The 21,935-nt window shown below is 70.9% G+C and carries 18 protein-coding genes; 6 read left to right on the top strand and 12 right to left on the bottom strand.

Going from position 1 to position 21,935, the window contains the following annotated elements; genetic code table 11:
• Positions 1–40: 40 nt before the first annotated feature.
• Both AB0G16_RS30735 and AB0G16_RS30740 read right to left on the bottom strand, forming a co-directional pair.
• Positions 41–1,789 (bottom strand): protein kinase, encoded by a 1,749-nt coding sequence (locus AB0G16_RS30735; RefSeq protein ID WP_362812774.1) that lies wholly within the window; start codon positions 1,787–1,789, stop codon positions 41–43.
• Positions 1,762–2,520 carry a hypothetical protein gene (locus AB0G16_RS30740; protein WP_362812777.1) on the bottom strand — a complete coding sequence of 253 codons (759 nt, stop codon included), beginning with the start codon at positions 2,518–2,520 and terminating at the stop codon, positions 1,762–1,764. Before AB0G16_RS30740 ends, AB0G16_RS30735 begins: the two co-directional genes overlap by 28 nt.
• Positions 2,521–3,050: 530 nt before the next feature.
• Between AB0G16_RS30740 and AB0G16_RS30745 the strand changes: the two genes are divergently transcribed.
• Entirely contained in the window at positions 3,051–3,821 is a 771-nt protein-coding gene (locus AB0G16_RS30745; RefSeq protein WP_362812780.1) for an NlpC/P60 family protein, read from the top strand.
• Between the two features lie 160 nt (positions 3,822–3,981).
• Here the strand turns inward: AB0G16_RS30745 and AB0G16_RS30750 are convergent, their stop codons facing one another.
• The 8 genes from AB0G16_RS30750 to AB0G16_RS30785 form a co-directional block, all read right to left on the bottom strand.
• Positions 3,982–5,220, bottom strand: coding sequence for an iron-containing alcohol dehydrogenase (locus AB0G16_RS30750; protein WP_362812783.1), 1,239 nt, complete (start codon positions 5,218–5,220; stop codon positions 3,982–3,984).
• Positions 5,213–5,518 carry a hypothetical protein gene (locus AB0G16_RS30755; RefSeq protein ID WP_362812786.1) on the bottom strand — a complete coding sequence of 102 codons (306 nt, stop codon included), beginning with the start codon at positions 5,516–5,518 and terminating at the stop codon, positions 5,213–5,215. The genes AB0G16_RS30750 and AB0G16_RS30755 overlap by 8 nt, the downstream gene beginning before the upstream one ends.
• Positions 5,515–6,975 (bottom strand): NAD-dependent succinate-semialdehyde dehydrogenase, encoded by a 1,461-nt coding sequence (locus tag AB0G16_RS30760; RefSeq protein WP_362812789.1) that lies wholly within the window; start codon positions 6,973–6,975, stop codon positions 5,515–5,517. The genes AB0G16_RS30755 and AB0G16_RS30760 overlap by 4 nt, the downstream gene beginning before the upstream one ends.
• A gap of 306 nt (positions 6,976–7,281) precedes the next feature.
• The gene (locus AB0G16_RS30765; protein ID WP_362812792.1) at positions 7,282–8,358 is read right to left on the bottom strand and encodes an ABC transporter ATP-binding protein; all 1,077 of its coding nucleotides are present in this window, start codon (positions 8,356–8,358) and stop codon (positions 7,282–7,284) included.
• The gene (locus AB0G16_RS30770) at positions 8,358–9,425 is read right to left on the bottom strand and encodes an ABC transporter ATP-binding protein (RefSeq protein ID WP_362812795.1); all 1,068 of its coding nucleotides are present in this window, start codon (positions 9,423–9,425) and stop codon (positions 8,358–8,360) included. The genes AB0G16_RS30765 and AB0G16_RS30770 overlap by 1 nt, the downstream gene beginning before the upstream one ends.
• A complete protein-coding gene (locus AB0G16_RS30775) occupies positions 9,425–10,336 on the bottom strand; it encodes a carbohydrate ABC transporter permease (RefSeq protein WP_362812797.1) in 912 nt (303 codons plus the stop codon). The genes AB0G16_RS30770 and AB0G16_RS30775 overlap by 1 nt, the downstream gene beginning before the upstream one ends.
• Entirely contained in the window at positions 10,336–11,286 is a 951-nt protein-coding gene (locus AB0G16_RS30780; protein ID WP_362812800.1) for a sugar ABC transporter permease, read from the bottom strand. Before AB0G16_RS30780 ends, AB0G16_RS30775 begins: the two co-directional genes overlap by 1 nt.
• Positions 11,283–12,659, bottom strand: a complete 1,377-nt coding sequence (locus tag AB0G16_RS30785) for an extracellular solute-binding protein (RefSeq protein WP_362812803.1) — start codon at positions 12,657–12,659, stop codon at positions 11,283–11,285. Before AB0G16_RS30785 ends, AB0G16_RS30780 begins: the two co-directional genes overlap by 4 nt.
• 439 nt (positions 12,660–13,098) lie before the next feature.
• Between AB0G16_RS30785 and AB0G16_RS30790 the strand changes: the two genes are divergently transcribed.
• The 3 genes from AB0G16_RS30790 (at position 13,099) to AB0G16_RS30800 (ending at position 15,340) form a co-directional block, all read left to right on the top strand.
• Positions 13,099–13,842: a GntR family transcriptional regulator gene (locus tag AB0G16_RS30790; protein WP_362812806.1), complete on the top strand. Its 744-nt coding sequence runs from the start codon at positions 13,099–13,101 to the stop codon at positions 13,840–13,842.
• Between the two features lie 87 nt (positions 13,843–13,929).
• On the top strand, positions 13,930–14,499 hold the full coding sequence (locus AB0G16_RS30795; RefSeq protein WP_362812809.1) for a DJ-1/PfpI family protein: 570 nt from the start codon (positions 13,930–13,932) through the stop codon (positions 14,497–14,499).
• Between the two features lie 19 nt (positions 14,500–14,518).
• Positions 14,519–15,340, top strand: coding sequence for an alpha/beta hydrolase (locus AB0G16_RS30800; RefSeq protein WP_362812812.1), 822 nt, complete (start codon positions 14,519–14,521; stop codon positions 15,338–15,340).
• Positions 15,341–15,534: 194 nt separating this feature from the next.
• On the opposite strand, the gene ligA is transcribed toward AB0G16_RS30800, so the two are convergent.
• Together ligA and AB0G16_RS30810 are read right to left on the bottom strand one after the other, a co-directional pair.
• Positions 15,535–17,655, bottom strand: coding sequence for an NAD-dependent DNA ligase LigA (gene ligA / locus AB0G16_RS30805; protein ID WP_362812815.1), 2,121 nt, complete (start codon positions 17,653–17,655; stop codon positions 15,535–15,537).
• A 162-nt stretch (positions 17,656–17,817) separates the two neighbouring features.
• Complete coding sequence (locus AB0G16_RS30810; protein ID WP_362812818.1) at positions 17,818–18,042, bottom strand: ricin-type beta-trefoil lectin domain protein; 225 nt, start codon at positions 18,040–18,042, stop codon at positions 17,818–17,820.
• 619 nt (positions 18,043–18,661) lie between these two features.
• On the opposite strand from AB0G16_RS30810, the gene AB0G16_RS30815 reads away from it, so the two are divergent.
• Both AB0G16_RS30815 and AB0G16_RS30820 read left to right on the top strand, forming a co-directional pair.
• Complete coding sequence (locus AB0G16_RS30815) at positions 18,662–20,542, top strand: ricin-type beta-trefoil lectin domain protein (RefSeq protein WP_362812821.1); 1,881 nt, start codon at positions 18,662–18,664, stop codon at positions 20,540–20,542.
• A gap of 132 nt (positions 20,543–20,674) precedes the next feature.
• A partial coding sequence (locus AB0G16_RS30820; RefSeq protein WP_362812824.1) for an arabinofuranosidase catalytic domain-containing protein occupies positions 20,675–21,935 on the top strand: 1,261 nt, incomplete at its 3' end.

The raw sequence follows: 21,935 nt of genomic DNA on the forward strand, positions 1-21,935 counted from the left end.
CGACGCGCCCACGGCACGCGAGTGCCCGCTCCACCGCCGGCTACCCGCCGGGCGGGCCGACGCAGGCGTTCGGCACCGTACCGGCGATTCGGTGCACGCGCACGCTGGCCAGCAGTTCTCCGGAACTCACCAGCGCGTCGTTGGTCGCGGCGCCGGATTCGTGGTCGCGCCGGGCGGCTTCGAGATCCACCGCGATCAGATCGACCTGGTAATCCTGATCGATTCCATGGCGTTTGCCACCGAAATACTGCGCTCCTCGCCACGCGGGAAGAGCGGCGGGCCGATCGTAGTCGAATACGACCTGAACGTACCTGGCGAGGTCCCCGTTGTCGACGTTCTGTACCACCAGGAGCAACGTGGTCTCCGGCGGGAGCGACGAGGTGCCCGAGAAGTAGGCGCAGGCCTTGACGTCCGCGCCGTCGACGGGTGAGGTGATGGTCCCGGTGGCCGTGGTGGCGTCGCCCGCCGGACTCGCCGCCCCGGGAGGCGTCACACCGGCGGTCGCGGACGAGGCGGTGGGCGGCTGCCGTCCTTCCCGTGTGTCCGAGCCGTCCGGAGCCGCGATCAGGCGCGGCAGGACGACCACGCTCGCGGCCACGATGACGGCCAGTGCCGACAAGGCCGGCCTGGTCGTCCGCCGGCGGGGGTGACGTGGCCGCCCGCCGTGGCCGCCCGCGGCACCGGCCGCCTCACCGGCACCGGCCGCGGCCCGGTCGCTCCCGGGTGACGCCGCCTCCCGCAGGTCGCGTGCCCAGTTCCGCAGGTCCTTCGGACGCCGGGCGGCCTGAGCGTCCAAGGTGGTCAGCAGGTGAGAGGTGAGACGGCCGGGGTCCCCCACCCCCGCCTCCTCGGCCACGGCACGCAACTCCCCGGCGATGTACCCGGCGGCGCCGGGGGTGTCCGCGGCGGGAGGGTCCTGCCCGGTGAGGCAGAAGAAGGCCAGCGCGCCGAGCGAGTAGACGTCCGCCGCCACCGAGCGCGGCAGGTGCGGCGCGGCCAGCACCTCGGGCGAGGTGTAGGCGGGGGTGTGCCGGCCGGCGGAGTCGTGGCCGTCGTCGATCAGGCGCAGGGTGCTCACGTCGATCAGCACCACACCGCGTACGGCGTGCACGATGCAGTTTGTCGGCTTCACGTCCCGGTGCAGGCTCGGGTTGCCGCCGGAGCGGGTCATCGACGCGAGGCTGGCGAGCGCCTCGCAGACGTGCGCCACGTGTTCCAGGCGCTCCCGGATCGTCGCCCGGGTGGCCCGGACACCGCCCAGCAGGGCCTGGAGGGTCGGCCCCTCCACCCACTCCATCACCAGGTACGCCATGGTTCCGGCGTCCGGCCGCGCGGTACCCCGGAGATGGGGCGGCGCGCCGAGGAAGACCTCGTCGAGCCGCACCAGGTGCTCCAGGTCGAGATGCCGCAGGAGCACCGCCTGGTCCTGCCATCGTCGCCGGTCACGCGCCGAGGGCCGCTCGGGTCCGGCGTCCCGGGGCGGGTCGAGCAGTTTGATCGCCAGGGGAAGCGGTGCGGCCAGGTCGCCCCGGTAGCGGGCCTTCCAGGTGGTCCCCTCGCCACCGGACATCCCGTGGCCGAGGAGCTCGTACCGGTCGGGCGCGTCCGCGGGACCCACGAACAGGCCGTTCGGTTCCGGCGAGCCCGCCGCTCCGGCCGGCTCGCCGTCCCGGCCGGTCACGGACGCGGGGGGCGGGAGATCGGGCCCGCCGCGCGTGACCGGCTCGTGGTCCGGCGGCGAACCGTGGTCGCCGGGGTCCGTCATTCCCGTCCGCCCTTCGAGGCGCACGGCAGCTCCTCCAGTTCCTCGGTCGTGACGGTGCCGGTGCGCACGGCCCAGCGTGCCAGCGCCCACCGGAAGTCGTCGTGCGCGGCACCGTCGTCGTCCGCCGTCAAACCCGGGACGCCATGGCCGGACAGGCTCTCTCGCAGCGCCTTGAGCACATTGCGGACGTACCCCGGCTGCCGTCGCAGCCGCCTGCCGATCTGCGCGTACGTCGCGGGAACGGCTCGCGGACCGGTCTCCATCAGCAGTGGCTCGCACAGCGCGGCCAGCATGATCCGCTGCGAACGGGTCAGCGCGAGCGGCGGTGCGACGGTCCTGGGGGAACACGTCGGCGATCCGCCCGCGCGCCGATCCTCGCTCGGCGTCACCGACCGGGCGTCCACGCTCACCGTCACCACCGTCCCGCCGCGGCCCGCGAAGACGACGGAGAAGATCGGAAACGGCAGGGACGTCGTGGCCGCCCCCGGCTCGACGACACGATCCTCACCGGCCGGCGGCCGGACGACGAGCGGCTTGCGCCGCGAGTCATTGCGTATCAGGACGCAGTCGTCGAGGACGGTCAGCGAACCCGCCCGGCGGGACAGGTGCTCGTCGTCGGGAAGGCGCACGTCGCAGGTGGCGCTGCGGCCCACGGTCAGCGACTGTCCGGGACAGGCCCGCCACTGCCGGCCCATGAACGCCACGAGGACCGTGCCGTCCGGCCCCGACGACCCGATGGTCCGCGCATCAGTCATGTTCGGTACCCGCCTGCTCGGGTGACCCCTCGGTCACCTGCCTCGCCGGAAATCGGAATTCAATGATCGCCGCAACATTCGCAGGTTATTCCTGAACTTCAGATAATAACGTCTTGCGGGCAATAGTTAAGGGCGCCGATGAAAGTGATCAACGCTTTCCTCCCGGCGCGCGGCGGCGATGCCGGACGGTCGCGCGTCAATCCCGCGACGCGGCCCGGAGGATGTTCCAGGAGTGCCACGCGGCCTTTCCGCCCGAGGAATCCGTCCATGTCCCTTCGCGCCTTTCCATGATGTCCCCACGTACGTAAGAAATTCTCATGTCATGGCACACGACCTCCGCGATCATCGGCCGCGGCACTTCACGAAAGGCGGTTCCCCCGCCGCGCGGACGCCGCGGACGTCGAGGTTCGCTCGTCCGGGCACCAGGGTGCGGGGATGCACTGTGGCTCCTGCGTACCCGGTCCTTTACTTCTGCCGAGGCCCGCGAAACGGGTCTCCGGAAACATGACCCCGATCAGGAGGAAATACCGATGCGCATTCCCCTGCGCCGCTTACGCCACTTCCTGGCCACCACCGGTACCGCGCTCGTGCTCGTATCGTCGGCCCTCACCGCCGGTGTCGCGCCCGCCCAGGCCGCGGCCGGAGGCGACACCCTGTACGGAGCCTCCAACGAGACCCTCCACGGCGCCCAGAACCAGGCGTTGTTCTCCCCGGGCGGGATTTACGAGGCTCGCATGCAGAGCGACGGCAATTTCGTCGTCTACGGCCCGAACGGCCCGATCTGGTCCAGCAACACGCGCGGATCCAACCCCCGGCTCGTGATGCAGTCCGACGGGAACCTCGTCATCTACGCCGACTCCGGCGTCATCTTCTCCACCAACACCTCGGGCCGGGGCGGCACCCGCCTCCAGCTCCAGACCGACGGCAATCTCGTCATGTACGGCGGCGGCCCGGTGTGGGCGAGCAAGGACGCCGGCGAGCGGGCCATCCAGTGGTTCCACGACAACCTCGGGCGCACGGACCTGGACGGCTGGTGCGAGAAGGCCGTCGAAACCGCCTTCGGGTACGTCAGCCCCCACTACAACCGTGCCGTCGACAACTGGAACGCGCGGTCGAAGCAGCAACCGTACACGGCCGCCCCGCGGGGCGCGCTCGTCTTCTACAACACCAGTTCGGCCGGGCACGTGGCCGTGAGCCTGGGCAACGGCCGGATCGTCTCCACCAGCACCGGCGGGGGCATCGGCATCGTTTCGGTCTCCTACTTCCAGGCCCCGCTCGGCTGGGCACGCGCCCCCTGGTAGACCCTTACGCCCGCCTCCAGAGGAAGGACGAGTCCGACGAGGAGGCTGACATCAGATCAGCCTCCTTCGGGGCGGGTGTCACACCCGGCGCCGTGAGGGTGACGACGCGTACGCCGAGAGCCTCGGCCTTGGCCCGCTTCGTCGTCATGTGAAAGGCCCGTCACCGTCCCTGCTCCGGAGTCAGGACGCGTCGGGCCCGGTCCCCGGCCCAGGCCGCCTCGAGGATCGCGGTCAGGCTGGCGGTGTCGGTCGGGCCTGGATGGTTCTGGATCAGGCGGGTGACGCCACCGGCCATCTCCGCGAAGCGCGGGAGGTCGGCGCGTGCCACGCCGATGTCCGCCAAGGTGGCGGGGATGCCGATGTCGGCGAGGAGCCCGTCGAGCCAGGTGAGGAACGTGTCCGCGGCCTCGGCCTCCGAGGCGCCGGTCACGTCGAGCCCGCACACCCCGGCGAGGACGGCCAGCCGGTCGCCGATGGCGTCCCTGGCCGCGTCCAGCGCGTAGGGCAGCAGCAGCCCGACGCCCAGGCCGTGCGGCGTGTGGGTGGCCGCGCCGATGGGGTACTGGAGGGCGTGCGGAGCCGCGTTGCCCGCGTGGGAGAACGCGAGCCCGGCCAGCATGGACCCATAGGACATGTCCGCGCGCGCGTCCTTGTCGCCTCCGTCCCTGACGGCACGGGGCAGGCTGCGGGCGATCCGCTCCGCGGCCAGGAGCGCGTAGTGATCGGTGATCGGGTTGCGGCCGAGGAAGACCTGCTCCACCGGGTCGCGCGGTCCGTGGGCCCGGGGTCGCGCGGTGTAGCTCTCCACCGCGTGACAGAACGCGTCGATGCCGGAGTGGGCGGTGACGGTCGCGGGACAGGTATAGGTGAGCTCGGGGTCGACGATGGCGAAGTCGGGCACGATGTGGACGCTGGAGACCCCCACCTTCAGCTCGCGGTCCGGGTCGGTCAGCACCGAGACGGGCGTGAGCTCGGAGCCGGTGCCCGAGGTCGTCGGGACCGCGACGAGGGGAATCGTCGGCCCGGGCACCTTCGACTCGCCGTAGAAGTCGCGCGGCGTCCCACCGTGGCACCGGATGACGCCGACGATCTTGGCGAGGTCGATCACCGTGCCACCCCCGATGGCGAGGATCACGTCGGCGTCCACCTCCGCGGCGACCGAGACGGCCAGGGCGACATCGGCGAGTGGCACGTCCGGGGTCGCGTCGGCGAACACCCCGGCGACCGCGACCTTCTCCCGCACCGCGGCCACGATCCCGGCCACGCCCGGCTGCCCCAGAAGAACCCGGTCGGTCACGATGAGGACTCGCGAGCCACACTCGGCCACCACTCGTGGGATGTTCTGCGCGACCCCTTCGCCCACTATCAACTGGCGTGGTCCGCGGACGGTCTCAAGCATGTCGGTGCCTCTCCGGAACGTCGGCGGTGATGTGCGGGGCGGGCGTCCAGGTCACCTGCGAGACCGGGACGGCACCGGCAAGGCCGGCCGCGGGGTGGCGCGGGCGCGCGCCGGGCTCCCGGACCCGGTCGTGCCCGGGCGCCCCCGGGTCCGTCACGATGAGGACCTCGCCCTCGGTGGGCGGGCCGGTCGGGCCGGTCGGGCCGAGGGTCCCGCCCCACGGGTGGAGGCCGGTCAGGTCATGCGCGCACGGGGCGCGGTGATCCTCGGCGGGCACCCGGAGCGGCGGGCCGGTCACGGTAGGTCGATCGCCGCGTAGGTGACGTCGAGGTACTCGAGGATGCCCTCGTGCGAGCCCTCCTTGCCGATCCCGGACTGCTTCACGCCTCCGAACGGGGCCGACGGGTCCGAGATCAGGCCACGGTTGACGCCGACCATCCCCGTCTCCAGCCCCTCGGTGAACCGGAGCGCCCGCCGGAGGTCACGGGTGAAGACGTATCCGACCAGGCCGTGCTCGGTGTCGTTGGCCTTCGCCATCACCTCGTCGTCGGACGTGAACGAGATGATGGGCGCCACCGGGCCGAAGATCTCCGCCTTCAGCATCCGCGCGTCCTCGGGCACGTCGACGAGGACCGTGGGCGGGTAGAAGTGGCCCGGCCCGTCCGGACGCTCGCCGCCCACCACGACACGGGCGCCGCGATCGACCGCGTCGGCGACGAGCTCGTCGATCCTGGCGACCGAGGCCTCGTCGATCAACGCCCCGACGTTCACGCCGTCGTCGAGACCATGACCCATCGAGAGCGCGCCCATCCGCTCGGCGAAGCGCGCCGTGAACTCCTCGCGCACCGGCTCCTCGACGTAGATCCGGTTGGCCGCGATGCAGGACTCCCCGATGTTGCGCATCTTGGCCACCATGGCGCCGCCGAGCGCGACGTCCAGGTCCGCGTCGGCACACACGATCAAGGCCGCGTTGCCGCCCAGTTCCATGGAGGTGCGCAGCACGTTGTCCGCCGCCTGTCGTAGCAGCACGCGCCCGACCTCGGTCGACCCGGTGAACGAGAGCTTGCGGGTGCGGCGGTCGGCCAGCAGCGCCGAGACCACCTCGCCGGCACGCCTGGTCGTCACGACGTTGACGACGCCCGGGGGAACGCCGGCCTCCTCCATGACGCGGGCCAGGAACAGCATGGTGAGCGGCGTCTGCGCCGCCGGCTTGGTGATCGTCGTGCAGCCCGCCGCCAGCGCAGGAGCGATCTTGCGGGCGCCCATGGCCAACGGGAAGTTCCAGGGCGTCACGAAGACGCACGGTCCGACCGGCTTCGGCACGGTGAGGATGCGATATCCACCGGCGGGAGCGGTGTTGTAGCGCCCCTCGACGCGCACCGCCTCCTCGGCGAACCAGCGGAAGAACTCGGCGCCGTAGACCACCTCTGCCCGAGCCTCGGCGAGCGGCTTGCCCATCTCGAGCGTTATCAGCCGGGCGACCTCCTCGGACCGCCCGGTCAGTGCCCGGTACGTCGCGGTCAGCAGCTCCGCCCGTTTTCGCGGCGGGGTCGCCGCCCACTCCGCCATCGCCTTGCTCGCCGCGTCCAGGGCGGCGAGCCCGTCGGCGACGCCGGCGTCCGCCACCTCGGCGACGGTCTCGCCGGTGGCCGGGTCCTCGACGGCGAAGGTGGCTCCGCCGGCGGCGTCGCGCCAGGCGTCGCCGATCCGGAGCCGCCGGTGCTCGGGGGCCAGGACGTTCATCGGGTCACTCATCGCGTCGCCTCCTGTGATGTTCTCGGTGATGTCCGGCGTGACCTCGGTGATCGCGCCACGCGCGTCGCCGAAGGGGTCACACGGCCCTGTCGGGGTCGGGGTGTCGGGGTGTCGGGGTCGGAGTGTCGGGGTCGCCGAGCGGGTCGAGCGTGGCCGTGGCCGTGGCCGTGGGGCGACGCCCCGCGCCACCGATCGCCCTCTGGGGCCACGGTCGTTCCGGCGTCGTCAGGCCGCGCTCACCGGTGACGGTCCGCCGGGGCTCGGTCGCCACGTGCGGGCGCGTGCCGACGTCGCCGCCCCGCGCGGTTACCTCCCGGCCTCGGACAGCGCCAGCCCGGTGCCCGCGTCGAACAGGTGCGCTCGGTCCAGGTCGACCGTGACGAGCAGCCGCTCGCCCGGCGTACCGGTGACGGTGGGTCGTGCCTTGACCTTGAGGATCTTCGTCCCCACCTGGACGTCGACCACCGTCCGGTCACCGAGCGGCTCAAGGCCGTAGAGCTCACCCGGCAACGACGCCTCCCCGCGCCGCTCGACGGACAGGTCCTCCGCGCGCAGGCCCAGCAGCAGCGGACGACCGTCCTCGGCCGTGGTCCAGCGGGGCCGCGGCAGCGTCCAGCCCTCCTCCCCGACCAGACGATCTCCCTCGGCGTGGCAGGCGAGCAGGCTGATCGGCGGGCTCCCGACGAAGCCCGCGACCCACTGGTTGGCCGGACGCTCGTACACCTCGGCCGGCGTTCCGACCTGTTGCACCTTCCCCTCCTTGAGGACCGCGACCCGGTCGGCCATGGACAGGGCCTCGACCTGGTCGTTGGTCACGTAGACGAAGGTCCCCCCGAGGCTGCGGTGGATGCGGGTGAGCTCGGTGCGCATCTCGACGCGGAGCTTGAGGTCGAGGTTCGTCAGCGGCTCGTCCATGAGGAACGCGCGCGGGCTGCGGACCAGCGCCCGGGCCAGGGCGACACGCTGCATCTCACCGCCCGACAACTGCGCGGGACGACGCTGGAGCAGACGTTCGATGTGCAGCAGGCTCGACATCCGCTCGACGGCGGCGGCGATCTCGCTCGAGGAACAGCGGCGTGCCCGCAGCGGCGAGGCGATGTTCTCGTACGCCGTGTGCCGCGGGTAGAGGGCGTAGCTCTGGAAGACCATGGCCAGGTCGCGTGCGGCCGGGGTGTCACCGGTCGCGTCCCGCCCGTCCAGACGCACCGACCCGGCGTCGAGCCTCTCAAGGCCGGCGATCGCTCGCAGGGTCGTCGTCTTGCCTGCCCCGGAGGGCCCGAGCACGACGAAGAACGAGCCGTCCGGCACGTCCAGCGTCACCCCGTCCAGGGCCTGGACCTTACCGAAGGACTTGCACAATCCGTGCGCGGCCACGGTTCCCATCAGGCCACCAGCTCTTCCGTGCTCACGTCGTAGACCGGCGGGGGCCCGCCGGTGTGCCGCAACCCGACCGGCGCGTCGGCGGCGAAACGGACGGTGGGTGGCATCCGGACCCGTACGTCGCGCCGGCCGCCGTGGTCGACCACGTAGATCATTTCGTCTCCCAGCCACTCCGCCGATACCACGCGGGCCGGGACCGAACGTTCCGCCCCCGGTTCCGTGACCTCCAGCGCCTCCGGCCGGACGCCCGCGACCAGGCGACGGTCGCCCGGCAGGCCCGGCGGTGGCGTGAGGACCAGTCCACCCTGACCGCGCAGCCTCCCGTCGGCCACCTCCACCTCGATCAGGTTCATCGGCGGGGAGCCGATGAACGCGGCGCAGAAAAGACTCGCCGGACGGTCGTAGACCTCCAGCGGCGTGCCGATCTGCTCGACGCGGCCCCTGTTGAGGATGGCGATCCTGTGACCGAGCGACATCGCCTCGACCTGGTCGTGGGTGACGTAGACCATCGTCGTCCCCAGCTCCCCCTGCAGGTGCTTGATCTCCGTGCGCATGTCCGCCCTCAGCTCCGCGTCCAGGTTGGTGAGGGGTTCGTCCATGAGGAACGCGCGCGGTCGTCGCACCAGGGCGCGGGCGAGCGCGACGCGCTGCTGCTCCCCGCCGGACAGCCGGTGCGGCCGCCGGTCCAGGAGCGGACCGAGCCGCATCAGCCGGGCGGCCTCGTCGACCCGCTCGAGCACCTCCTGCTTGGGCAGTCCCTCGGCCCGCAGCGGGAACGCCAGGTTGTCGCGGGTTCTCAGGTGCGGGTAGAGAGCGTAGAACTGGAACACCATGGCGATGTCGCGCTCGGCCGGCGGCAGGTCGTTGACCAGCGTGTCGCCGATGCGGATGTCGCCCGTGGTCTGCCTCTCCAGGCCGGCCACGGCCCGCAGCGTGGTCGTCTTGCCGCACCCCGAGGGGCCGAGCATCACGAACAGCTCGCCGTCGCCGATGGACAGGTCCACGTGCTCGACCGCGACCGTCCCGTCCGGGTAGCGCTTGTGCAGGGCGGTCACCTCGATGCCCGCCATCAGCGTCGCACCGCCCCGAGCGTCACGCCGGCGACGAGGTGCCTGCGCACCAGGTAGGCGAAGACGAGCACCGGCAGGGCGAACACCACGGAGGCGGCGGCCACGAGACCCCAGTCCACGGTGGTTCCGCCGATGAGGCCGGCGATGGCGGGCGGGGCCGTCCGCACACTGTCGCTGGAGGTGAGGAAGATGGCGAACACGAACTCGTTCCACGAGAAGATGAGCGCGAAGACCGCCGTCGCGGCGATACCGGGCAGGAGCAGGGGAAGGGTGAATCTCCAGAACGCCTGCAGGCGGGTGTAGCCGTCGAGCATGGCGGCGTCCTCGTACTCGGCGGGCACCTCGTCGACGAACCCCTTCATCATCCAGATCGTGAACGGGACGTTGAACGCGGTGTAGATGAGGATCAGGCCGAGCTTGGTGTCGATGAGCCCGACCTGGCGGTACATGAGGAAGATCGGGATGACGACCACCACGGGCGGCATGAAGCGGGTGGACAGGACGAAGAACAGCTGGTCCTTCTTGGCCTTCAGGGCGAAGCGTGAGTAGGCCCAGGCCGCCGGGACCCCCAGCACGGTGGCCAGCGCCGTGGAGACCCCGGCGACCACGACGGAGTTGAGGAACGCGGCGGACAAGGTGGAACGGCCACCGCCGGAGGCGACGAACACGTCCTTGAAATGGTCCAGGGTGACCTTGAAGTCGAAGAACTTGGCCGGGATGGCGTAGACGTCCCGGTTCTCCTTGAGGGACGTCTCGATCATCCACAGCACCGGGAAGAGCATCACGACGGCCAGCACGGTCAGCAGCGCGACCTCCAGCACGGCACGGCCCCGGCCGCCCAGGCGGCGCGCGGGGGGCGTGCGGTCCCGGACAGGGCCCGGGGACACGGCCTCGTCGACGGAGAGGGCCATCAGTCCTCCTTGAGCTTGTTCAGGTAGCGCAGGTAGAGCTGCGTGAGGACGATGACGACTCCGACCATGAGGATCCCGTACGCCGAGGCGGTTCCGGTGTTGAAGCCCAGGAACGCGACCTTGTAGACGTGGAACGACAGCGTCTCTGTGGAGACCCCCGGGCCTCCGCTGGTGAGGATGTAGACGAGGTCGAACAGCCGGAAGGCCTCGATGGCCCTGAACAACACGGCGATGAGGAGCAGCGGCCACACCAGCGGAAGGGTGATGGTGCGGAACCGGAACCACTCGGACGCCCGGTCGATCGAGGCGGCCTCGTACAGGTACTTGGGGACCGCGGTGAGGCCCGCGAGTGCGATGAGCATGATGAACGGCGTCCATTGCCAGGTGTCGACCACGATCAGGGAGATCAGTGCCGTCCGCTGCCGGGTGAGCCACTCCACCGGCTCCAGGCCGAGCGAGCCGAGCATGCTGTTGATCACGCCGAACTGCGCGTCGAGCATGAACCGCCAGAACAGCCCGACCACGACCTGCGACAGCATCATCGGAACCAGGAAAAGGGTGGTCAGCAGTCCTCGCCCGTGCGTGCGCCGTGAGATCAGGTAGGCGATGGTGAAACCGAGCACGGTCTGCAGGGTGACCGCGCCGACCACGTAGATCAACGTCGTCAGGGCCCTCAGGTGGACCTGCGGCGACGTCAGGATGGCGGTGTAGTTCTCGAACCAGACGAAATGGGCCGGTCCCCCGCGGGTGGCCGAGTAGTCGGTGAAGGACAGGTACAACGCCCACAGCAACGGGAACACCGACATCGCGAGCAACAGCAGCAGCGCGGGGGAGATGAAGGCCACGGCGAGCCCGCGGTCGCTCAGCCGGCGGGACCGGCCCGGCGCGGGCGGCGTCGCGGACGCCGCCCGCCCGGGGTGTTCGGTCGTCAGAGGGGCGGGGTCACTCACAGTCCGCCGCCGCCCTTGCGGTTGCCGGAGTCGAGCACGCCCTGCTGCTCCTTGGCGATGGCGTCGAGCGCCTCCTTCGGCGTCTTCGCGCCGTTGAGGGCCGCGTTCACGTTGGTGTTCTCGATGTCGACGAGGCGCGCGTACTCGGGGACGTTCCACATGTCCCGCATCCGCGAGACCGAGTCGGCGTACACCTGGTTGAACGGCCCGGCGTTGAGGAACTCGGGCGACTCCAGGGCGTCCGTACGCGACGGCACGCCACCGGCGGCGGCCCACTTCTTCTGGACGTCGGCCCGCTCGAACCACTTCATGAAGTTCAGGGCCTCGGCCTGCTTCTCCGCGGAGGAGTAGGCCGACACGTGCATCCCCATGCCGCCGAGAGGCACCAGGTTCGTCTTCTGGCTCGGCAGGGTGGCGAAACCCAGCTTGTCGAGGATCTGCTCCCGCGTGGTGCCGAGCGTCGACTGCTTGGGGTCGAGCAGGCCGCCGCTCGCGGCGATCCAGTTGAACGCGATGCACGCCTTGCCCTGGGCGACCGCCGCGTTCACCTCGTCGATGAACCAGTTGCCGGAGCCCTTGGCGGTCAGCGGCTTCATCTTGTTGACCAGGACGTCCATCGCCTCCTGGCCCGCGGCGTCGTTGATGACACCGTCGATCTTGCGCGTCTTGGGGTCCCAGAGGTTGCCGCCGTAGACGCCGTTGACCGTGTTGTAGGTCACGGCGGCGGCGTCGGAGCCGTTGGCCTGGTGGAAGGCCAGCCCGCTGACACCGGGGTTGTCCGCCTGGCACTTCTCGGCGGCCGAGATCATCTCGTCCCAGGTCTGCGGCGGCTTGTCGCCGATCAGGTCCTTGCGGTAGATCATCGTCCAGGTGTCGCCGAGCAGCGGCAGTCCGTACAGGCTGGCGTTCTCGTCGCGCTTGCCGGTCTCGGCCTGGGGGTACTGGCCGTAGGCCGCCAGGAGGTACGGGTTGTAGGCCTTGACGTCGATGTTCTTCTTGACGAAGTCGGTGAGGTCGAGGATGTTGCCGTTCGTCACGGCCTCGCCGATGTGCTGCGAGTCCAGGATCGCGATGTCGAAGTCGGTCTTGTGCGCCGCGAACTGGGTGAACATCGCGTCGTGCCAGTTCGCGTTCGGCACGGTGTTGACCTTGATGGTCACGTTCGACCGCTCCTTGGTGTACTCCGCGTTCGCGAAGTCCTCCAGCGCGTGGGCGGGGGGCCAGTCGAACCAGATGAAGCTGAGGGTCAGTGGGTCCTTCGTGAGCTCCGGGATGGTCGCCGGCGCCTTGGGAGCGCTCGCCTTCTCGCCGTCGTCCTGACCGCAGGCCGCCATGGTCGTGGCCACCAACATGGCCGCCGTCGCCAGCCGCACCTTCCGACCGGGAACGGACAGTCGTCCTGTTCGCTGCGGATACCGCATCTTCTTGCCTGCTTTCTGGGGGGTGAACCTCTGGAGCCTTGCTGCGTGCTTCGCCGAGCGGTCGCCGGGTCGTTCAGGCGTGTTGCCGGCTGTCGCAGGGGCTGACCCGCAGACCGGCGTCACGAGTACGCCGCGACGTGATGGGGCTTCGAGCGGTCGGGAAGCCCTTCGGTCCTCGTGCGGCCCGGGGGCGGATCGAGGGGACGTCGAGCTTGCTCTTGGGTGCTCCAACTGATCGAAGCGGAGCGATGGCGGGCGGTTCCGCGATGGGTGAGGATGGGTGGCATCCGTCACCTTTCCTATACGATCTGAGTGGAGGCGTCAACATCCCGTAGCGTTGCGACCGATCTGAGCAGGTTCCCCAGGACGCAGGAAAGGACCTCACGTCACGATGGACGACGAAGCGGTGATCACGCGGCGCCGCGGGGCCACGACGGGCGGGACGCCACCGGGAAGATCTCGCGGCCGGCTCGCCGACGAGGTGTACGACACGCTGCTCGGACAGCTGATGTCGCTGCGGATCGAGCCCGGCTCCCGCGTCACGATCGACGTCCTGGCGCGGGAGCTGGGGGTCTCGCAGACGCCGATCCGAGACGCTCTGAACCGCATGGAGGCCGAGGGCCTGGTCGTGCGCGTGCCCCATGCCGGCTATCGCATTCCCCCCCAGATCACCCGTCACCAGTTCGAGGACATGCTCGAGATCCGCCTGCTCCTCGAGCCGGCGGCGGCACGCAGATCCGCCGAACGCGCGTCCCTGGAGCAGGTGGCCGGTCTGCGACGGATGCTGGAGGAGATGGCGGAGCTGGAGGGGGGCGACGGGCCCCTGGCCTATGGCGCCTTCGGGCTGCGCGACGCCGCCTTTCACGATCTCGTCGCCCTGAGCGCGGGGAACCAGGTCATCCGCGAGGCGCTCGCCCGCCTGCACACGCACGTGCACCTGTTCCGGCTTCTCCACGACACCCAGGTCACCCACCTGGCCATGGCCGAGCACGACGAGGTTCTGGCCGCGATCGCCGCGCGTGACCCCGACGCCGCCGCCTACGCCATGCGCCGGCACATCCTGCTGTCCGGCGAGCGGTTCCGGCGTCTGTTCGACGAGGCCGAGGGCGCGGACGGGATGGCGGCGGAGGCTTGACGGGCGGGCCGGGCCGAGGAATGCTGACCCAATCGGATCGGATTGGATCCGATCCACCTCACCCGCTCCAGATGCGAGGAGAAGTAGGTGCCCAGAGCGCTGCTCCTGACCGGCGACGCCGCCGAGGAGCTCGACACCATGTATCCCTACTACCGCGTGCAGGAGGGCGGCTGGGACGTCGACGTCTCGTCACGGACGATGCGTGACGTTCAGCTGGTCATCCACGAGTTCGACCCCAACTCCGACGCGTACGTGGAGAAGAACGGCCGAAAGCTGCCGGTCGACGTGCCCTGGGCCGAGGTCGACGTCGAGCGCTATGACGCCCTCATCATCCCCGGGGGGCGCGCCCCCGAGTGGATCCGGGTCGACGCCGACGTCAGGCGCATCACCGAGCACTTCTTCGCGCGCAACCTCCCGATCGCGCTGGTGTGCCACGGCGCGCAGGTGCCGGCCGTGTACGGGCTGCTGAAGGGCCGGAGGACGGCGTGCTTCCCCCCCATCACCGGTGACATGGAGAACGCGGGCGCGACGGTCGTCGACGCTCCCGACGTCGTGGACGGCAACCTCGTCTCCTGCCGGGGATGGCCTGACATGCCGCAGTTCGGCAGGGCGATGATGGAGGTCTTCTCGAAGTCCGTCGGCTCCGCGTCGGCATGAGCGCACCGGACCCGTCCCGGTGACGGCACTTCGGACCGTCACGGTCGACGGCTCCCCCGTCCATGTCCTGGAGGGCGGCGCCGGGCCCGCGGTGCTGATGCTGCACGGCTCCGGACCCGGCACGACCGGATCCGGCGCCTGGGCGACGACGGCACAGGCGCTGGGCACGTCCTGGCACCTGGTGGCTCCCGACCAGGCGGGGTTCGGCCGCACACCGATCCCGGCGGGCTCCAGGGGTGGGCTCCGGCTGTGGACGGAACAGGCCGCGGGCCTGATGGACGCCCTGGGCGCCGAGCGCTACGCCGTGGTGGGCCACTCCATGGGCGGTGCCGTGGCGCTGGCGTTGGCGGCCGCGCGTCCCCGGCAGGTCACCCGTGTCGTGGCGGTCTCGACGATGGGCGCCCCCGGGGCGCCGCTGTCCGCCGACCTCGACGCGGTCTGGGCCGCCCCCGCCGGCCCGCTCGGGGCACGGGACATGTTGAGTCGCCTCGTCCTCGACCAGGCGCTCGTGACCGAGTCGGCCGTCGCCGCCCGCGCGGCCGCGATGCGGGCGGGGGCGGCCGCGTTCGCGTCGTTGTTCCCTCCGCCCAGGGCACGCTGGGCCGACGACCTCACCCTCTCGGCGCGAACGCTGGCAGGGGTCCGCGCGCCCGTGCTGCTCGTCCACGGCGCCGAGGACCGGGTCACCCCGCTGGGGACGGCAGCCCTGCCCCTGCTCGAACACCTGGCCGATGTCCGTCTGCACGTGCTCGGCCGATGCGGGCACGTGCCGGCGCTCGAGCACCCGCACGACTTCAGGCGACTCCTGGCGTGCTTCCTCGGCCGGGAACGAGGTCACTGATCGCCGCGACAGGCCCGCGGCCCGTGCTCAAGCGGGTCAGCACGACGCAGGCGTGATCCGGCAGGCAGTTCACAGCGTCACCGCTGTGAGCGGATGTCCTCATGAGTGGTCCGAACAGCCCGCGGTTGACGGTCGTTGACGGTCATGGCCGTCGATCCGCTCTCCGGCCGCCGCCCCCACGGCTCCGGTCCCGATCAGAGGAGTTCGCCGACGAGGCCGGCGAACTCCTCGGGGCCGACGACCCGCACACCCAGGGTCTCGGCCTTGGCGCGCTTGGAGCCCGCGTTCTCCCCGGCCACCAGCAGGCTGGTCCTCTTCGAGACGCTGGAGGAGGACTTGCCCCCGGCGCGTTCGATCAGCTCGTTCATCTGGTTGCGGGTCAGCGCCTCCAGCGCACCGCTCATCGCGCCGGTGACCACGACGGTCATCCCGGCCAGCGGCAGCCCGGACGCGCCCCCCGCCCCCGGGGCCTCCTGTGCGCCGGGGTCGGCGTCGGTGCCCGTGCCCGTGCTCGTGCCGGGGGCGGCGGGCGGCCTCCAGCCGGGCTCGGTCATGGTGACCCCGGCCGCCACCAGCTTGTCGATCAGCGGCGCGAGCTCGGCCAGCTCGGCCACCACCGCCGGCGCCTTCTTGGGGCCGATGCCCTCGACCGCCTCGATCGCCTCGGCGTCGGCCGCGCGGATGGCGTCCATGCTGCCGAAGTGCCGGGCGATGCGCCGGCTCATGGAGCGGCCCGTGCCGCGCACGCCCAGCGCGCAGAACACACGGCTGAGCGGCTGGGCCTTGGCCCGCTCGATGGCGGCCAGCAGGTTGTCGGTGCTGGTCTCCCCCATCCGCTCCAGCCCCAGCACCTGCTCGCGGGTCAGGAGGAACAGGTCGGCGAAGTCGGCGATCAGCCCGGCCTCCAGCATCTGCAGGATGCGGTTCTCGGCCAGGCCCTCGATGTCGAGCTGGTCGCGGCCGGCGGCGTAGCCGATGGAGGCGATGATCCGGCAGGCGCGGCCGCGCACGCACCGCCACCGCTCCTGCGAGGCGTCGATGGCGTCCCCGCAGGTCGGGCAGACCTCGGGGATCGGGATCGGCCGCTCGTCGCCGGTGCGCAGGTGCACGACCGGGGCCTCGACGCGCGGGATGACGTCACCGGCCTTGTAGACGGTCACGTGGTCGCCGAGCATCAGGCCGCGGCGGGCGATGTCGGAGGCGTTGTGGAGCGTGGCGTAGGTGACGACGCTGCCGTCGATCTCGACCGGCTCCAGCACCGCGCGCGGGGCGATGATGCCGGTGCGGCCGGTGTTCCACTCGACGCCGACCAGCTTGGTGATCTTCTCGGTGGCGGGCAGCTTGTAGGCGACCGCCCACCGGGGCGCGCGCGAGCCGAAACCGGCCCGCGCCTGGTCGGCCGCCAGGTCACACTTGATCACGATGCCGTCGATGCCGAAGGGCAGGCCGGCCCGTCTGGCGGCGATCTGCCCTACGCGCTCCTGGATCTCCTCCAGGGTGGTGGCGACGATCCCGCCGACCTCGGTGACGGCCGGGGTCCGCACGCCCTGGGCGGCGACCCAGGCCATGACCTCACTGTGCGGCAGCTCGCGCAGCCGCGCCGCCCGCTCGGAGACGTCGTCGGGGTGGGGCAGCGCGCCGTAGCCGAAGAACGTCAGCTCGCACACGTAGGGCCGGTCCTGGGCGCGCAGCGTGCCCGCGGCGGCGCTGCGCGGGTTGGCGAACGTGGTGCCGTCGTGCGCCTGCCGCTTGAGGCACGCCGCCTCGAACTGCTCGGCCGTCATCATCACCTCGCCGCGCAGCTCCACCGTGACCGGCTCGGCCAGCCTGGCGGGCAGCCCCACGACGGTGCCGATCGCGTGGCTGACGTCCTCGCCCTTGGTGCCGTCGCCCCGGGTGACCAGTTGCGTCAGTCGCCCGTCGCGATAGCGCGCCGCGATCGCCAGCCCGTCGAGCTTCGGCTCCACGCTCCACGCCGTGACCGGCCGGCCCAGCCTGCGCTCCAGCGACGCGGCCCAGCCGGCCAGCTGCTCGGCGCCGAAGACGTTGTCCAGGCTGAGCATCGGCACCGTGTGCGGCACGTCGCCGACCACCGCGCCACCGGCGACCTTGCCCGTCGGCGAGGTCGGCAGCACCTCGTCGGGGTGCTCGGCCTCGTACGCCTGGATGCCCCGGACCAGCCGGTCGTAGGCGTCGTCGTCGAGCGCGGAGGTGCCGTCGCCGTAGTAGGCCGCGGCGGCGTCCACGGCGAGCTGGACGGCTTCGGCGTAGGCGGTCTGATCAGCGAGAAGGGTGCTCGGAGGCGCGTCGTTCATGATCTCATCATCTCGCCAGGCACCGACAGTTTCTGGCCGCGGAACCCGCTACGGAGCCACGTGATGACGTCCGGCGCGGGCGATCGGACCCGTGCCGGACACCGTGCCGGACACCGTGCCGGACGCACGTGGCGAGCGTGGGACCGCCGTCCTCGGAAGACCTCAGACGCGGTTCCACCTCTGGTCGGCGCCACCGCGACAGGTCCAGATATGGATCTTGCTGCCGTTGGCGGTGCCGTAGTTCGACACGTCCGGGCACTCGCCGCTCGCGACCGCGACGATCGTGCCGTCGGCGTTGAGGCGCCGCTTCTGGTTGTTCTGGCCGTCGCAGTCCCAGACGATCACCGCGGTGCCGTCGGCCGTCCGGCGGCGTTGACGTCCGGGCACCTGCCGCCGTGATCGCGCACGGTCGGCGGCGGCGACGGGCCCTGCGTTCCGGCAGGCGGACGAGGACAGGTTCTCCGGGCGCGGGTGTCCCGAGCGGGCGCGGTCTCCTGACGGAGGTGAAAGTTTCATACTCATCTCGCGCCAGGGTGATCGATTCCACCGGCCGCGAATCCTCCGTGACGACGGGGACGAGCCGCCCGTAATGCGGTTGTGCTTCCTGGTGACGACGGCTGCCCGGCCGAAGGGGACAGGGGGTCGACCCGCGGGGCGAAGGACCTTCGCCACTTCCGCATAAGCCTTCTTATCATGCATCGTGGATATGTCCATCTCGTCCTGGAACGACTCACTCCTCACCCCGGCCCCCCTCCCGCCACCCGCGCCGGACATCGTCCGACGGCGGGACCGATGACCGCCGCAAAGAGGAGCGGGTCGCGCTCGAAACCACGCGTTCATCCCCTGACACACGTTGTTGACATCACTGATAGCGGGATCTAGGCTGCGGTCGAATTGAATCGAACCGATTCGATTCGATGTGGGACGCTCTGGTTTTCGCGTCACCCCCCACGAAGCCATTCCGCTCACCTGTGCGCACAGCACTCACGAGTGAGGAGAGTCCACGATGAACGTTGGCGACATCGTCCGCCGAGCCCGACTGTGGCGTTTCACGCCATCGCCCCCGGCCCGTCCGTCCCGCCCCCACCCGCCCGAGGAGCCGGGTGAGGACGTCGCACCCGGCAGGCGGCACCGGAGCCGCCGCGCGATCGCCGCCTTTCTCGCCGTCTGCGCACTCGTCGCGGGCCCCGTCGTGGCGTCCGCCACGCCGGCTCAGGCCGCGGACCAGTCCATCGCCGTCGACTTCTCCGCCGGCGGTGGCACCCCGACCTACCGGGCCTCCGGCTGGATCTACGGCATGACCGAGAACGCGTCGGGCCCGCCCGACCGGTTCTTCACCGACGTGAAGTTCCGGTACATGCGAGCCGGTGGGGCACAGCTCGACGGCCCCGGCGGCTGGGTGTCGGGCAAGTACGACCGCCGGTGGAACGCCACCCGCGCCCAGCTGCTGCGCACCCGGTCGCTGGGCGGGGAGTTCATCCTGCTCGTCCACGACCTCTGGGGCGCCGACGGCTACCCGATCTCGCGCTTCCCCGGAGACAACGGCAACTGGACGGACTACGACAACTTCCTCACCCGCCTGATCAACGACGTGCGGGCGACGGGCGCCCCGGTGCAGTGGGACCTGTGGAACGAGCCCAACATCACCCTGTTCTGGAACCGGCCCCAGTCCCAGTACCTCGAGCTGTGGCGGCGCACCTACCAGCGCATCCGGGCCGCGTTCCCGACGCAGCTCATCGTCGGGCCGAGCTGCGCGTGCGTGCCGTCCACCGGCCACGCCTTCTGGAACCAGTACCTCGACTACGTCAAGGCCAACAACGTGGTGCCCGACATCATCAGCTGGCACTCCCTGCCGGGTGACCCGGTGGCCAACGTGGCGGCGGCCGACACCACGTTGAACTCCCGCGGCATCCCGCACCCGCGGCCCTACCAGATCAACGAGTACGGGGCCTCCAACGAGCAGAACCCCGCCGACGGGTCCTGGTACATCGCACGCCTGGAGCGGGCCGGCGCCGACGGCCTGCGCGCCAACTGGGCGGGCGGCGGAAACCTGCACAACGACCTCGGCAACCTGCTCGTCCGCAACTCGGCGGGCCAGTACCAGCCGAAGGGCGAATGGTGGGCCTACCGCTTCTACGGCTCGCAGACCGGCCAGATCGTGTCCGTCACCCCCAGCGCCTCGTACGACGCGTTCGCCACCAAGGCCGCCGGGACGGCCAAGATCCTGGTCGGCGGCGGCACCACGACCGGCAACATCGCCGTCGACCTGCGGCGCCTGGACGCCACGAGCGGCATCGTGGAGAACAACCAGGTGAGGGTCGTCGCCGAGCGCATCCCCTACAACGGCGGCGGCGCCGTCACGGCTCCGATCACCGTCCAGAACTCCGTGGTGACCCTGTCGGGCAACGGCGCGACGGTCAACCTGCCGCACACCGCCATCGACGACTCCTACACCATCACGCTGCTGCCGCCCTCCTCCGACCCCGGCAACGGCAACGGGTCGACGTCGGTGCTGCGCAACGTCAACGCCGGTCGGTGCCTGGACGTGCCGAACGCGACCACCGTCAACGGCACCCAGCTCCAGCTCTGGGACTGCGGCAGCGGCACCAACCAGCAGTGGACCCTGACCTCGGGCAAGCAGCTGCAGGTGTACGGCAACAAGTGCCTGGACGCCAACGCACAGGGCACCGCGAACGGCACCCAGGTGATCATCTGGGACTGCAACGGCGGCACCAACCAGCAGTGGAACGTCAACGCCGACGGCACCGTCACCGGCGTGCAGTCGGGCAAGTGCCTGGAGGCGAGCAACTTCGGGACCGCCAACGGGACCAAGGCGCAACTGTGGTCCTGCACCGGCACGAGCAGCCAGAGGTGGGCCAGAAGCTGACCCGGTGACCGGCGGAGGTCACCGGGATCTGTAAGGAATCCGTTTCTTCGGCAAGCCGCGCCCTCGGGAAGTCGCAAGACGACCCCGCACATCCGCAGGGCGCGGTCCGGCAAGAGGCAAGAAGGAGGCATCATGCCCCTCACAGGCTTGAGAAGGACGCTCGCGGCCGGCGCGAGCGCGTTGATCACCGCGGCCTGCCTGACCGGCGGCGGCACCGCCGAGGCCGCGGCGGCGCAGTCGTGTGACATCTACGCCGCGGGCGGGACACCGTGCGTGGCGGCGCACAGCACCACCCGGGCGCTGTACGGCGCCTACGACGGCCCGCTCTACCAGGTGCGCCGCTCCTCGGACAACACCACTCGCGACATCGGCGTGCTGAGCGCGGGCGGTGTGGTCAACGCCGCCACCCAGGACGCGTTCTGCGCCAACACGAGCTGCCTCATCACCGTCATCTACGACCAGTCCGGCCGCAACAACCGCCTCACCCAGGCACCCCCCGGCCACTGGCCCGGCCCCGGTCCCGGCGGATGGGACAACCTCGCCGACGCCAAGGCCGCCCCGATCACCATCGGCGGCCAGAAGGCCTACGGCGTGCGCATCGAACCCGGCACCGGCTACCGCAACAACAACACCAACGGCGTGGCCACCGGCGACCAGCCCGAGGGCATCTACGCCGTCGTCGACGGCACGCACTACAACCAGTGGTGCTGCTTCGACTACGGCAACGCGCAGACCGACGGCCTGGCCGACGAGCGCGCCATCATGGAGACCGTCTACTTCGGCGCCAACAAGCAGTGGGGCTACGGCGCCGGAGCCGGTCCCTGGATCATGGCCGACCTGGAGTGGGGACTGTTCTCCGGGGTGAACGCGGGCTACAACAACCTCGCGCCCATCAACCACCGCTTCGTGACCGCCATCGTCAAGGGCGAGCCCAACCACTGGGCGATCCGGGGCGGCAACGCCCAGTCGGGCGGCCTGACGACCTACTACGACGGACGGCGCCCCAACGGCTACCACCCGATGAAGAAGGAGGGCGCCATCCTGCTCGGCATCGGCGGCGACAACAGCGTCTCGGGCCGCGGCACCTTCTACGAGGGCGTGCTGACCTCCGGCTACCCCACGGCCGAGACCGAGAACGCCGTACAGGCCAACATCGCCGCCGCCGGTTACGCCCCGGCCGGCGGCACCCCGCAGCAGGGCTCGCAGATCGTCGGGGCCCAGTCCAACCGGTGCGTGGACGTCACCGGCAACAGCACCGCCAACGGGGCCCAGGCACAGCTGTGGGACTGCGGCAGCGGCACCAACCAGCGCTGGACGCAGACCTCGGGCAAGCAACTGCAGGTGTACGGCAACAAGTGCCTGGACGCCAACGCACAGGGCACCGCCAACGGCA

Origin of the sequence: Streptosporangium sp. NPDC023615 (genome assembly GCF_040640155.1) — a bacterium.
GTDB lineage: Bacteria > Actinomycetota > Actinomycetes > Streptosporangiales > Streptosporangiaceae > Streptosporangium.

Bases quoted from the DNA above. Each gene is read 5' to 3' on its own strand.
- AB0G16_RS30760 (WP_362812789.1), bottom strand. From the start codon at position 6,975: ATGAGTGACCCGATGAACGTCCTGGCCCCCGAGCACCGGCGGCTCCGG.
- AB0G16_RS30750 (WP_362812783.1), bottom strand. From the start codon at position 5,220: ATGCTTGAGACCGTCCGCGGACCACGCCAGTTGATAGTGGGCGAAGGG.
- ligA (WP_362812815.1), bottom strand. From the start codon at position 17,655: ATGAACGACGCGCCTCCGAGCACCCTTCTCGCTGATCAGACCGCCTAC.
- AB0G16_RS30745 (WP_362812780.1), top strand. From the start codon at position 3,051: ATGCGCATTCCCCTGCGCCGCTTACGCCACTTCCTGGCCACCACCGGT.
- AB0G16_RS30790 (WP_362812806.1), top strand. From the start codon at position 13,099: ATGGACGACGAAGCGGTGATCACGCGGCGCCGCGGGGCCACGACGGGC.
- AB0G16_RS30765 (WP_362812792.1), bottom strand. From the start codon at position 8,358: ATGGGAACCGTGGCCGCGCACGGATTGTGCAAGTCCTTCGGTAAGGTC.
- AB0G16_RS30815 (WP_362812821.1), top strand. From the start codon at position 18,662: ATGAACGTTGGCGACATCGTCCGCCGAGCCCGACTGTGGCGTTTCACG.
- AB0G16_RS30775 (WP_362812797.1), bottom strand. From the start codon at position 10,336: ATGGCCCTCTCCGTCGACGAGGCCGTGTCCCCGGGCCCTGTCCGGGAC.
- AB0G16_RS30770 (WP_362812795.1), bottom strand. From the start codon at position 9,425: ATGGCGGGCATCGAGGTGACCGCCCTGCACAAGCGCTACCCGGACGGG.
- AB0G16_RS30740 (WP_362812777.1), bottom strand. From the start codon at position 2,520: ATGACTGATGCGCGGACCATCGGGTCGTCGGGGCCGGACGGCACGGTC.